The sequence below is a fragment of the Mesorhizobium sp. ES1-6 genome (assembly GCF_020164775.1).
Lineage (GTDB): Bacteria > Pseudomonadota > Alphaproteobacteria > Rhizobiales > Rhizobiaceae > Mesorhizobium.
Window position 1 is genome coordinate 10,666 of the sequence record NZ_JAIUGU010000019.1, and the last position, 13,381, is coordinate 24,046.

The 13,381-nt window shown below is 64.5% G+C and carries 8 protein-coding genes; 6 read left to right on the forward strand and 2 right to left on the reverse strand.

From position 1 onward, the window contains the following. Positions 1 to 42: 42 nt before the first annotated feature. From LB564_RS30100 to minE, 5 genes are all read left to right on the forward strand, one after another. Complete coding sequence (locus tag LB564_RS30100) at positions 43 to 5,781, forward strand: HAMP domain-containing protein (protein ID WP_224542706.1); 5,739 nt, start codon at positions 43 to 45, stop codon at positions 5,779 to 5,781. 3 nt (positions 5,782 to 5,784) lie between these two features. Further along, positions 5,785 to 7,842: a response regulator gene (locus tag LB564_RS30105; RefSeq protein WP_224542707.1), complete on the forward strand. Its 2,058-nt coding sequence runs from the start codon at positions 5,785 to 5,787 to the stop codon at positions 7,840 to 7,842. A 149-nt stretch (positions 7,843 to 7,991) separates the two neighbouring features. Beyond that, positions 7,992 to 8,837 (forward strand): septum site-determining protein MinC, encoded by an 846-nt coding sequence (gene minC / locus LB564_RS30110; protein WP_224542708.1) that lies wholly within the window; start codon positions 7,992 to 7,994, stop codon positions 8,835 to 8,837. A 164-nt stretch (positions 8,838 to 9,001) separates the two neighbouring features. Further along, complete coding sequence (gene minD, locus LB564_RS30115) at positions 9,002 to 9,817, forward strand: septum site-determining protein MinD (RefSeq protein ID WP_140708725.1); 816 nt, start codon at positions 9,002 to 9,004, stop codon at positions 9,815 to 9,817. Beyond that, positions 9,814 to 10,086 carry a cell division topological specificity factor MinE gene (gene minE, locus LB564_RS30120; protein ID WP_140708723.1) on the forward strand — a complete coding sequence of 91 codons (273 nt, stop codon included), beginning with the start codon at positions 9,814 to 9,816 and terminating at the stop codon, positions 10,084 to 10,086. The genes minD and minE overlap by 4 nt, the downstream gene beginning before the upstream one ends. 350 nt (positions 10,087 to 10,436) lie before the next feature. On the opposite strand, the gene LB564_RS30125 is transcribed toward minE, so the two are convergent. Next, entirely contained in the window at positions 10,437 to 11,678 is a 1,242-nt protein-coding gene (locus tag LB564_RS30125) for a sensor histidine kinase (RefSeq protein WP_224542709.1), read from the reverse strand. Continuing rightward, positions 11,675 to 12,403, reverse strand: coding sequence for a response regulator (locus tag LB564_RS30130; RefSeq protein ID WP_224542710.1), 729 nt, complete (start codon positions 12,401 to 12,403; stop codon positions 11,675 to 11,677). The genes LB564_RS30125 and LB564_RS30130 overlap by 4 nt, the downstream gene beginning before the upstream one ends. Positions 12,404 to 12,624: 221 nt before the next feature. On the opposite strand from LB564_RS30130, the gene LB564_RS30135 reads away from it, so the two are divergent. Continuing rightward, positions 12,625 to 13,335, forward strand: a complete 711-nt coding sequence (locus tag LB564_RS30135; RefSeq protein WP_224542711.1) for a hypothetical protein — start codon at positions 12,625 to 12,627, stop codon at positions 13,333 to 13,335. Positions 13,336 to 13,381: the final 46 nt, after the last annotated feature.

Genomic DNA, 13,381 nt, shown 5'->3' on the forward strand with positions numbered 1-13,381 from the left:
GCTTCGGCTTGATCTGGGCTTGGGGTTCGCGTGGAGGGGTTTTTGGCCGTATCTCGGTTACCAAAGGAACAACTGGACTCTCGGCAAATCCTCAACGCTCTCAAAGCCTTTCGAAACGGCGATTTCTCCGTTCGCATCGAAAACGTCTATGATGGGTTGAGTGGCGAGATCGCGGACACGTTCAATCAAATTGTCGAACTCAATGACCAGGTGACGCGCGAGTTCGCGCGGCTGAGCCGGGTGGTTGGCAAAGATGGGCGCATCAGCGAGCGCGGCCATGTCAGGAACGCCAAAGGCAGCTGGGAATCCAGTGTCCGTTCGGTCAACGACCTGATCGAGGACATGGTGCAGCCGACCGCCGAGGTCGCCAGGGTCATCGGCGCCGTCGCCAAGGGGGATCTGTCCCAGACCATGATGGTGGAGATCGACGGCAGGCCGCTGCGTGGCGAATTCCTGCGGATCGGCAAGATCGTCAACACAATGGTCGAGCAGCTCGCCTCGTTCACCTCGGAAGTGACTCGCGTGGCGCGCGAGGTCGGCACCGAGGGCAAGCTTGGCGGCCAGGCGCGGGTCAAGGGTGTGGCGGGCACCTGGAAGGACCTGACCGACAATGTGAACGCGATGGCGACCAACCTGACGAGCCAGGTGCGCAACATCGCGGAGGTGACCACGGCCGTCGCTTCGGGAGACTTGTCAAAGAAGATCACCGTCGACGTCAAGGGCGAGATCCTGGAGCTGAAATCGACCATCAACACCATGGTCGACCAGCTCAATTCCTTTGCCGGCGAGGTGACGCGCGTCGCGCGCGAAGTCGGGACCGAGGGGAAGCTCGGCGGCCAAGCCCGCGTCGAGGGCGTCGGTGGCACCTGGAAGGATTTGACGGACAGCGTGAACCTGATGGCCGCCAATTTGACCGGCCAGGTCCGCAATATCGCCGATGTGACCACCGCCGTGGCGCTCGGCGACCTGTCGAAGAAGATCACCGTCGACGTGAAGGGGGAGATTCTGGAGCTGAAATCGACCATCAACACGATGGTCGACCAGCTCAACTCCTTTGCCGGCGAGGTGACGCGCGTGGCGCGCGAGGTCGGCACGGAGGGAAAGCTCGGTGGCCAGGCGCAGGTGCGGGGTGTCGCCGGAACCTGGAAGGATCTGACCGACAACGTCAATTCAATGGCGGCCAACCTGACCGGCCAGGTGCGCAACATCGCCGAAGTCACCACCGCGGTGGCTCTGGGCGATCTGTCCAAGAAGATCACGGTCGACGTGAAAGGCGAGATTCTGGAGCTCAAGAACACCATCAACACGATGGTGGATCAGCTGAATTCCTTCGCCTCGGAGGTGACGCGCGTCGCGCGCGAAGTCGGCACCGAGGGCAAGCTCGGCGGCCAGGCAGAAGTCCGTGGCGTTGGCGGCACCTGGAAGGACCTGACGGACAACGTCAATCTGATGGCGGCCAATCTCACCGGCCAGGTGCGCAACATTGCAGATGTGACGACGGCCGTTGCGCGCGGTGATCTCTCCAAGAAGATCACGGTCGACGTCAAGGGCGAAATCCTGGAGCTCAAGAACACCGTCAACACGATGGTGGACCAGCTCAACTCCTTCGCCTCCGAGGTCACGCGCGTCGCCCGCGAAGTGGGTTCCGAGGGAAAACTCGGCGGCCAGGCCCATGTCGAGGGGGTCGGCGGCACCTGGAAGGACCTGACCGACAACGTCAATGCCATGGCCGGCAACCTGACCGTGCAGCTGCGCGACGTCTCCAAGGTCGCGACCGCGATCGCGACCGGCGATCTGACGCAGAAAATCACCGTCGATGCGCTGGGAGAGATTCTGCAGATCAAGGACGTCATCAACACGATGGTGGACCAACTGAACTCCTTCGCCTCCGAGGTGACGCGCGTCGCCCGCGAAGTGGGGTCGGACGGCAAGCTTGGCGGCCAGGCACAGGTCCGCGGTGTCGCGGGCACCTGGAAGGACCTGACGGACAACGTCAACGCCATGGCCGCCAATTTGACGGGCCAGGTCCGCAACATCGCCGAAGTGACGACCGCCGTTGCGCTGGGCGACCTGTCGAAAAAGATCACCGTCGACGTTCGCGGCGAAATCCTCGAACTCAAGGACACCATCAACACGATGGTGGACCAGCTCAACTCCTTCGCCTCGGAAGTGACGCGTGTGGCGCGCGAAGTCGGGACCGAGGGGAAGCTTGGCGGCCAGGCACAGGTGCGCGGTGTCGCCGGCACCTGGAAGGACTTGACCGACAACGTCAACTCGATGGCCGAGAATCTTACCGGCCAGGTCCGCAACATCGCCGATGTGACGACGGCGGTGGCGCGAGGCGATCTGTCGAAAAAGATCACCGTCGACGTCAAGGGCGAGATCCTTGAGTTGAAGTCCACCATCAACACCATGGTCGACCAGCTCAACTCCTTTGCCGGCGAGGTGACGCGTGTGGCGCGCGAGGTCGGCACCGAGGGCAAGCTCGGCGGCCAGGCACAGGTCGAGGGCGTGGCCGGCACCTGGAAGGACCTGACCGACAACGTCAACCTCATGGCGACCAACCTGACCAACCAGGTGCGTGGCATCGCCGATGTCGTCACCGCCGTGGCACAGGGAAATCTCAAGCGCAAACTCGCCGTGGATGCCAAGGGCGAGATCGCGTCCCTGGCGGACACCATCAACGGCATGATCGAGACGCTGGCGACCTTCGCCGATCAGGTGACCAACGTCGCACGCGAGGTCGGTATCGAAGGCAAGCTCGGCGGCCAGGCCAGGGTGCCGGGCGCAGCCGGTCTTTGGCGCGACCTGACCGACAACGTCAATCAGCTGGCGGCGAACCTGACCACCCAGGTGCGGGCCATCGCCGAGGTGTCGACCGCGGTCACCAAGGGCGATCTTACCCGTTCCATCAGCGTCCAGGCTTCCGGGGAGGTCGCGGCGCTCAAGGACAACATCAACGAAATGATCCGCAACCTGAAGGATCAGACGCTCAAGAATGCGGAGCAGGATTGGCTGAAAACCAACCTCGCGCGGTTCTCGCGCATGCTGCAAGGCGAGCGCGATCTGGCCACGGTGTCGCGCATGATCATCTCGGAGCTCGCGCCGCTGGTGAACGCGCAGTATGGCGTTTTCTACGTGACCAATCGCGACGAGGAAGAATCCTATCTGGAACTGGCCGCGTCCTACGCCGCCGAGGGCAAAGCCAAGATCCGCCAACGTGTGGACTTCCGCGAAGGCCTGATCGGTCAAAGCGCGGCCGACAAACGGGCGATCATGCTCGACGAGGTTCCTTCGAGCTTCCTGCGCATCACCTCGGGCCTTGGCGAAGCGCCGCCGGCCAGCGCCATCGTTCTGCCGGCATTGTTCGAGGAAGAGGTCAAGGCGGTCATCGAACTCGCTTCGTTCAGCCGCTTCAGCGACACGCATCGCCTGTTCCTCGAGCAACTGATGGAGTCGGTCGGCATCGTGCTCAACACGATCGCCGCGACCATGCGCACCGAAGGGCTTCTCAAGCAGTCACAGCTTCTGACGTCCGAACTGCAGTCGCGCCAGACCGAGCTCACCAAGAAACAGGAAGAGCTTCACGCCACCAACGAGGAATTGCAGGAGAAGGCGCAGCTCCTCGAGAACGAGAAAAAACAGGTCGAGAACAAGAATCTCGAGATCGAAATGGCCAGACGGGCCCTCGAGGAGAAGGCGGAACAGCTGGCGCTGACCTCCAAGTACAAATCCGAATTCCTGGCGAATATGAGCCACGAGCTGAGGACGCCGCTGAACTCGCTGCTGATCCTGTCCAATTTGCTCGCCACCAACCAGCAGGGCAATTTGAACGACAAGCAGATCGAGTTCGCTCGCACGATCAACTCGGCGGGCACGGATCTGCTCAGCCTCATCAATGACATACTGGATCTTTCGAAAATCGAATCCGGCACGGTTTCGATCGAGCTCAACGACATGCCGCTTGCGCATCTGCGCCAGCATATGGAGCGAACCTTCCGGCAGCTCGCGGCCGACAAGGGCCTTGGGTTTACGATCAAGATCGATCAGATCCTGCCCGAGACGATCCGTACGGACGAAAAACGGCTGCAGCAGATCGTCCTCAATCTTTTGTCCAACGCTTTCAAGTTCACCTCCCAAGGCGACGTGACGCTCAGCATCCATGCAGAGCGGACCGGCCGCGCAAACGGCGCGGCGGCACCGCCGCAGGCGCTGGCAATCGCTGTCACCGACACGGGCATCGGCATTCCGGAAGACAAGCAAAAGCTGATCTTCGAGGCGTTTCAACAGGCCGACGGCACGACCAGCCGCAAATATGGCGGCACCGGGCTCGGCCTCTCGATCAGCCGGGAGATCGCCCGCCTGCTCGGCGGCGAGTTGCGCGTCGAAAGCCAGCCTGGGACGGGATCGACCTTCACGCTTGTCATTCCCTTCGACGGTCCGCGCAGCAGCAGTCTTGCACCGCAAATCGAGCATTCGCCGGCCGCCGGGTCCGTTACGGCCGCTGCCACGACAGGAACGCCGGAACTCGCCGACGATCGTGACGCGATCGATCCGTCGGACAGGGTGGTGCTGATCGTGGAGGACGACCCGACTTTTGGCGGGCTGCTGCTTGGTCTTGCGCGATCGGCCGGTTTGAAAGGCGTGCTTTCCACTGCGGGCTCGGGAACGCTTGCGCTTACACGCAAGCTCATGCCCGATGCGATCACGCTGGATCTCGGCCTCTCGGACATTGATGGCTGGGTTCTTTTCGACCTTTTACGTCACGATGCGAAGACCAGGAATATACCCATCCACGTTATCTCCGGCGCCGAAGACATCGAGCTTCTGATGCGCCGAGGCGCCGCAAGCGTTTCCAGCAAGCCGGTGTCCGCCGGCGAACTTTCGCGTGTCTTCGACGACATTCAGTCAAGGACGCTCAGGACACAACGCAATGTCCTGGTCGCCGATCCGGATCCCGAGCGTCGCCTGGCGCTGGTCGAAGCCATTCGCGACGGCGTCACGTCGGTCACCGCCATCGGCCGCGTCGCGGCCAATGCGGACGGGGGTGGTATCGCCGGTTATGACGCCGTCGTGTTCGGATTCGGCCGTTCGGCCAAGGACAACTCCCAGATGCTCGACGAGATCATGTCCCAGTTCGGCGATTTCGTCCCGCGCCTGCTCTTCTTCACGCCCCATCCGGACGCCTTTCAACAGCAGGTCGCCTTGCATCCGCCGCTCAGCGATGTTCCGCGCGCCGACAACTTTGCCCAGCTTGGGTTGTTGATGTCCGCGGCCCTTCCAGGCGACAGGCCCGACAAGGGCCCCCTTGCTTCCGAGCAACTCGACAACGCCGATCTGGCCGGGGCCAAGGTTCTGATCGTCGACGATGACATTCGCAACATCTATTCGCTGACCAGCGTTCTGGAGACCTACGGCATAGAGGTGCGGCATGCCGAGCGGGGGCGGGACGGCATAGCCATGCTTGAAGAGGCGCCGGATGTCGATGTCGCCCTGATCGATATCATGATGCCCGAGATGGACGGGTACGAAACAATGCGCCGGATCCGCTCGCAGCCGGAGATCGCGCACATTCCGCTGATTTCCGTCACGGCCAAAGCGATGAAAGGAGATCGCCAGAAATGCCTGGACGCCGGCGCGTCCGACTACATCGCCAAGCCCGTCGACCTCGACCTGCTCCTCGCCCTGCTGCGGGTATGGGTCGGCCGCTCGCGCTCGCGCTCGGGAACATCGCGGGCAGACGGCGACGACCGCAATCTGATCGCGCCTCGGCGGATTTAGTCTATGGCCGCGATGGAAGCAGAAAGCAGCGAACCGTTCGAAAACCTTGGGCCGGTTCGCGTTCTGGCCGTCGACGACGACGCGCGAAATCTCCTTGCCATAGAGGAGGCGCTTGACGGAGTGGGGCAGGTGATTTGCGCCCAGTCGGGCGACGAGGCGCTGCGTTTTCTGCTCAAGGACGACTTCGCCGTCATTCTGCTGGATGTGCTGATGCCTGGTCTCGACGGTTACGAAACAGCCTCGCTGATCCGGAGGCGCGAACGCTCGAACGCCACACCGATCATCTTCCTGACCGCCATCAACAAGGAAGAGGCGCATATGTTGCGCGGCTATGACGCCGGCGCGGTGGATTATCTGTTCAAGCCATTCGACCCGGCGATGCTGCGGTCCAAGGTCATGGTCTTCGTCGATCTCTATGAAAAGACGAGGGAAATCGAACGGAATGCGGCCAGGGAGCAACTGCTGCTCGAGCGGGCGCTGAAGGCGACCTCCGACAAACTCGATGCCGAGCGGGCGCTGCGGCATTCCGAGGCCCGGCAGGAGACGATCCTCGCCTCGCTGCCGATTTGTTTTCACGCCCGAGCGGCCGAGGCGCCATTCGCCGCAAGCTACGTTTCCAAAGGGGTCGACCGGCTAACGGGATTTTCTCCGGACCGGTTTATGGCTGATCCCGATTTCGGCATCAGCCGGGTCCATCCCGCCGATCGCGACGCGGTGACAAGATCGCTTTCGGCCGCCCACGACACCGGCTCTTATGCGTGCGAGTTCCGCTGGCGATGCGCCAATGAGGAATACCGGATATTCCTCGACCAGGGTGTGGTCGCCAGGGATGGCGCCGGGCTCGAACTGCTGGGCACCATGCAGGACATCACCGAGCAGCGCCATCTGGAAAGCCAATTGCTGCAATCGCAGCGGCTCGATGCAATCGGCAAGCTGACCGGCGGACTTGCTCACGATTTCAACAATCTGCTTGCGGCGATCCTGTCCGGGCTGAGCCTGCTCGAAAGGCAAGTGGCCCTCGACGCCAAGGCGGCCCAGGTTCTCGAGATGACGCGCCGCTCCGCTTCGCAGGGCAAGGATCTCATCCAGCGCATGCTTGCCTTTTCAAGGCGCCAGGAACTGAAACCGGTTGCCGTGCGGATGTCGAGCCTGGGAGACACGATGACCGGCCTGGTGGCGCCGATTCTGGGCGGCTTGGTGCGCTTCGACTGGCATATCGGTGAGGATATATGGCCGGTTCATGCGGACCCGGCGCAGCTCGAGCTTGCCTTGATGAACCTAGTCTTCAATGCCCGCGACGCGATGCCTTCGGGCGGGACAATCTGCGTCAGGGCTCACAATCGCAGCATCGGCCACACCGGGCAGGGGCTGGCCGCGGGCGACTATGTCAGGCTTGCGGTCGAGGACACCGGGACAGGTATCGCCGCGGATGTCATCAGCAAGGTGATCGAACCGTTCTTCACGACAAAGCCGATCGGGAAGGGCACGGGCCTTGGCCTCAGCACTGTCTATGGTTTCGCCAAGCAGTCCGGTGGCACGCTCAGGATAGACAGCGAGCTTGGCCACGGCACCACCATGGAGCTTTGGCTGCCCCGCTCACGCGAGATGCAGGACGTCGCTGCCAGGGATGAACCCGTTTTCGAAGTCAGCGCCGCCAAAAATGCCGGCACGGATCTCCCGGCTACGGCCGAGGAACAGTTGCCGACCGTTCTGCTCGTCGACGACAGTCAGTCGCTGCGGGAGTTGACGGCGATGTCGCTGCGGCAATCGGGTTTCGACGTGACGGCGTTTTCCGGCGGCGCCCAGGCCCTGGCCGCCATCGAAAAGGAACCGGAGCGCTTCGATGTCATCGTGACAGACTTTGCCATGCCGCTCATTTCGGGCATCGACGTCATCCGCTTCGCCCGAAGCCTGCGCGCGGACTGGCCGGCGCTCATCGTCACGGGCTACGCCGATGCCGAGAAGATCTCGGATCGCCCTCACGACGTGGCATTGATAAGCAAACCTTTCGAAGATGCCCATTTGGTCGCAGCCATTCGATCAGCTTCGCGTCGCCGCTGAAGGCCGCGGTTGGGGGAACCGCTTGTTCGTCGATCTTTGGAGGGCGCTTAGCCGACCTCCCAATTTCTCGCGCCAGCGTCGCGCCCCCGTTAACCATTCGTTAACCATTAACCCCCTAGCGTTTACCTCTCAGTAAGGATTCGCCAGCCGTGACCTTTGCCGCCCCCCTGGAGACCAAATCCATTCGTTTTCGCGCCCGCTCCTTCGTCGCCTTCACGCTGGCGCCGGAGGCGCCGATTTCGGCTTGGCTGGAGGGACTGGATCATTGGATCGGCAATTCGCCGGGCTATTTTGCCGGGCGGCCGGTGGTTCTCGATTTGAACGTGCTGAAGCCCGATGTCGCCGACATCGGGCTGCTAGTCGCTTCGCTCGGCGCGCGCGGCATCCGGGTCTATGCGATCGAGCTCGAAGGCGCTTCGCTCGGGCTCGACCTGCCGCCGCTTCTGACCGGCGCCAAGGAGGCGACGTCGGACGGGCTGCTTTCGGGCCGCAAGGGCAAGGCGGAGGCGGCTGACGAGACCGGCAAACTGGAGACGGTGTTTTCCGAACCCGGCAAGGATACCGGCAAGTCCGACGAGGGCAAGACCGCCGAAATCAAAATCGAGGCGGGCAAGGGCAGGGCGGCCAAGGCTGGTCAGGACACCGGCGCGGCTGAGGCCGTGCAGGCCGGCACGCTGATGGTCAAGTCGCCGATCCGCTCGGGCCAGTCGATCTTCCATCCGCATGGCGATGTCATCGTGCTGGGCTCGGTGGCGTCCGGCTCCGAGATCATCGCGGCGGGCTCGATCCATGTCTATGGCACGCTGCGCGGCCGCGCCATCGCCGGTTCGCAAGGCAACAGGTCGGCGCGCATCTTCTGCCGCCGCAACGAGGCGGAGCTGATTTCGGTCGATGGCTGGTACACGACGGCCGAGGAGATGGAAGGCGTCTCGCGCGGCAAGGCGGTGCAGGCCTTCCTCGAAGGCGACATGCTCGCCGTCGTGCCGCTGAACTAGGGGCGGCCCGATGGTGGCGACCGGCTTCATGGTTCCGGCCCTGACAGGCGCGGGGGACCGCGCGCAAGCCTCGGACCGGTTTGGGATGGCATGATGGCAGGCTCTGACAAAAGCCGCGCGGCGCGCGGCACAACAAACGAAAACAGGCAACGGAGGCTTTTTCCATGGGCAAGGTAGTGGTCGTCACATCGGGCAAGGGGGGCGTCGGCAAGACCACCTCGACGGCCGCACTTGGGGCCGCTGTCGCCAAGACCGGCAAGAAGGTGGCGCTGGTCGATTTCGACGTCGGCCTCAGGAATCTCGACCTGATCATGGGCGCCGAGCGGCGCGTCGTGTTCGATCTCGTCAACGTCATCCAGGGCACGGCCAAGCTGTCGCAGGCGCTGATCCGCGACAAGCGCGTCGACACGCTGTTCCTGCTGCCGGCCTCGCAGACGCGTGACAAGGACGCGCTGACCGAGGACGGCGTCGGCGAGGTGATCGACAAGCTGCGCTCCGTGTTCGACTATGTCTTCTGCGACAGCCCGGCCGGCATCGAGCGCGGCGCGCAGCTCGCCATGCGCTTTGCCGATGAGGCGGTCATCGTCACCAATCCGGAAGTGTCGTCGGTACGCGATTCCGACCGTATCATCGGCCTGCTCGACGCCCGCACCATGCGCGCCGAACAGGGCGAGCAGATCGCTAAGCACGTGCTCGTCACCCGCTACGACGCGGCGCGGGCCGCGCGCGGCGAAATGCTGTCGATCGACGACGTGCTGGAAATCCTGTCGGTGCCGCTGCTCGGCATCATCCCGGAAAGCCAGGATGTGCTGCGCGCCTCCAACCTCGGCTCGCCGGTGACCCTGACGGATCCGCTCAACAGCGCCGCCAAGGCCTATCTCGAAGCGGCACGGCGGCTGGAAGGCGAGGACCTGCCGGTGGTGGTTCCCTTCGAACGCAAGGGTTTCCTCGACCGTCTGCTCGGAAGGAGGGCGGCATGAACGTTTTCGACCTCTTCAGGCGGCGCTCCAGCGCCCCGGTGGCGCGCGAGCGGCTGCAGGTGCTGCTCGCCTATGAGCGCGCCAGCCGCGGCCAGCCCGACCTCGTCTCCATCCTGCGCGAGGAAATCATGGCCGTCATCGCCAAGCACGTGCAGATCGACCAGGACTATCTCCAGGTCTCGATGGACCGCGGCGAGACCATGTCGACCTTGGAAATCGACATCCAGATCCCCAACAAGAGCGCGGTTCCGCTGGCGATAGCGGGGTAAAAGGGACGGTCGCGAAGCTTTCCCAGCCAGCCCGTTCCTCTCCCCCGATCGACGGGAGAGAGGAAGGGCGCGAATCTATCGCGGCCAACGCTCTTCGAGCCAGCTTTCGTCTTCCGCCTGAGTACATTCGTGGGCGAGGATCAGGTTCTGCCAGGCTGGCGCCAGGCGCCCCCCTCTGTCCTGCCGGACATCTCCCCCTCAAGGGGGGAGATCGGCGGCGCGCCTTGCCCATTCCTGCAACGTTGGTGGTTGGCGAAAGCCGAGATGACAGCCAATCTCCCCCCAAGAGGGGGAGATGGCCGGCAGGCCAGAGGGGGGCGTGCCCCGCTGACATTGTTTTTTACACCTCCTCACACCGCCGCAAACACCACCGTCTGCGCCAATCCACCACCACTGCGGTTCTCCAGCGTCACGGTGCCGCCATAGCGCTCGATGATCTCCTTGGCGATAGCGAGGCCCAGGCCGGCGCCGGGGATGAATTGCTGGCGGCCGGGGTCGACGCGGAAGAAGGGCTCGAAGGCCTTGTTGATGAGGTCGGGCGGAATGCCGGGACCGGTATCGGCAATGGTCATCACGGCGCGCCCGTCGGCGAGGTCGAGCGCGATGGTGCAGGCCTTGCCGTGGGTGGCGGCGTTGACGATCAGGTTCCGCAGCGCGCGGCGCAGGCCGAGCGCGCCGGCGCGTACCGAAACCTTGTCGAGATGGCCGAGCGAGACGGAATGGCCGAGCGTGGCCATTTCGGCCTCGATATCGCGTACCATCTTTTCCAGGTCCAGCGGCTCGACGGCGTCCTGGTTGACCTCCTCGCGGACCAGGCGGATGGCGCTGTCGGCGATGCGGTCCAACTCGTCGAGGTCGTGCAGCCACTTGTCGCGGTCCTCGTCGAGGAATTCGGCGCGCAGCCGCATGCGCGTCATCGGCGTGCGCAGGTCGTGGCCGGCGGCGGCGACCAGCCGCATGCGGCTTTCCATGGCGGTTTTCAGCCTGGACGAGAGCTGGTTCAGCGCATGCGCGGTGGCCTTGACCTCGGCGGAGCCGACTTCCGGCACCGCCGCCAGCACGCCGTCCGAGCCGATCTTGGAGACGGCGGCCTCCAGCATCTCGACCGGCCTGATCAGCACCGAGGTGAAATAGACCGAGACGGCGGTGGCGCCGGCCACGATCAGCGAGATCCAGCCGGCCAGGACCAGCCATTCGCGCTTGGGCGGATCGATATGGGCGATTTCCAGGATTGCCCAGCGGCTGTCGGGCAGGCGCATGGAGGCACGCTGGCCGGGTTCATCCGGCTTGTCACTGACGACGGCCAGGACGTCGAAGCCACGGCGGCGCAGCAGATCGTTGAGCATCGCCGTCTCCGGCCGGTCGACCTTGCCATCGGCCGGTCGGTCGCTGAATTGCACCTGCAGCACGTCGGGGATCGGGCCGGGCAGCAGCCGCACCACCAGCTCCATCTGCTGGGCAACCCAGGGCACGACGAGTTCCGGCGGCGGCCCGCCGCCGCGCACGCTGATGACGGCGGCGGTCGCCAGGCCGACGACGCCGACGATCGAGGCGACCAGCAGCATGATGAGGCGACGGCGCAGCGAGTTCACGCCTGCGCCTCCACCGTCTCGACGCGCGCGGTGAACTGGTAGCCGCCATTGCGCACCGTCTTGAACAGCGGGCCGTCGCCGGCGTCGGCGAATTTACGGCGCAGCCGGCTCATCAGCACGTCGACCGAGCGTTCGAGCGGGTCGCGCTCGCGGCCTTGGGTGAGGTCCAGCAACTGGTCGCGCGACAAGAGCCGGCCGGGACGGTCGAGGAAGACCTGCAACAGGTCGAACTCGGCGCCGGTGAGGTCGACGGCCGCGCCTTGCGCATCCGTCACCTTGCGGGTGTCCGGCTCCAACCTGTAGCTGGCGAAGCGGTAAGCTCGGGGAGGGGGCGCGGTGGCGGCTTCCTCGGGTGCCGAGCGCCTGAGCACCGCCCGGATGCGGGCGGTGAGTTCGCGCGGGTTGAACGGCTTGCCGAGATAGTCGTCGGCGCCGAGCTCCAGCCCGATGATGCGGTCGACATCCTCCTTCAGCGCCGTCAGCAGGATGACGGGTATATGCGGCTTGCGGTCGCGCAAGCCGCGGCAGATGTCGAGCCCCGAACCGTCCGGCAGCATGACGTCGAGCACCGTCAGGTCGAACTGGCCCGAGGCGAGCTTCTGCTCGCATTCGCGCCGGTCGGCCGCCACCGAGACGCGAAAACCCTGGCCGTCGAGATAGCGCCCGAGCAGCGTGCGGATTTCGCGGTCGTCGTCGACGACGAGGATATGGGGTTGTGACTGCATTGCGGTGCCCTTGCCTGTGATGATGGGGCTTGTCCTGATTATAGGCAGCGCGCGCGCAAGCGGCACGGAAAATTGCAACGCAATGTTTCTCACCCGGATCGGGAAACATTGGGAAACAAATTGCCCTTTTGCGGAAACCTTCGGCAACACGCCGACGCGAAGCAGACAAACACGCTTCCTATCCTCCCGGCATCCAAAACATGGATGAAAGGGATACCGTCATGCGAAGCAGACTTCTTGCGCTCGGCCTGTTTTCCGCCGCCGCCGTCCACCCCGCGCTGGCGGCGCAGCCCGGTCCGGACGCCGCGCCCGGCGAGCCGCCGGTCATGTCCATGCAGGATGGACCGGATCACGGCCCGATGCGGTATCCGCCGCAAGGATGGGGCCCGCAGGGTTTCGGCCCGCATGGGCCGATGCGGCCCGGCCCGGAAGGCTTTGGGCCGCAAGGTTTTGGCCCACGCCGCATGGGGCCGCCACCGGAATTCATGCTGGCCGCCCGGCTCGCCGCGCTCGAAACCCGCGTCGGCATCCGCAGCGAACAGCTCGACGCCTGGCGCGACTATACCAGCGCGCTGCAGGCGGTGCTTTCGCCGCCACGGCACGATCGAGGCCCCGGCGGGACCGGCAGTCCGGAAGCGAAAGGTCCTGATGCGGGTCCGGCCAGCAACGCCGATCCCTTCGCCTTCCAGGAAAGGCTGGCCGACGATGTCACGGCGCGCGCGGGCTCTGCGGCCAAGCTGAAGGACGCGATCGCCGAGCTGCGCGCCAAGCTCTCGCCCGAACAACTCGAAATCCTCGCTTCGGCGGATCGACCGCACGGACCACCCCCCGGTCCCTGGGGCGGTCCGCCGAATGATGCAGCCGGTCCAGCAGGCCCGCCCAATGATGGCCTGATGCCGCCGCCCCAGCCCGGGAACGGCGCGCAACTCTGACCCGCTGCGCCGGCCGGCCCGGTATCCAACCCGTTCCCGGGCCGGC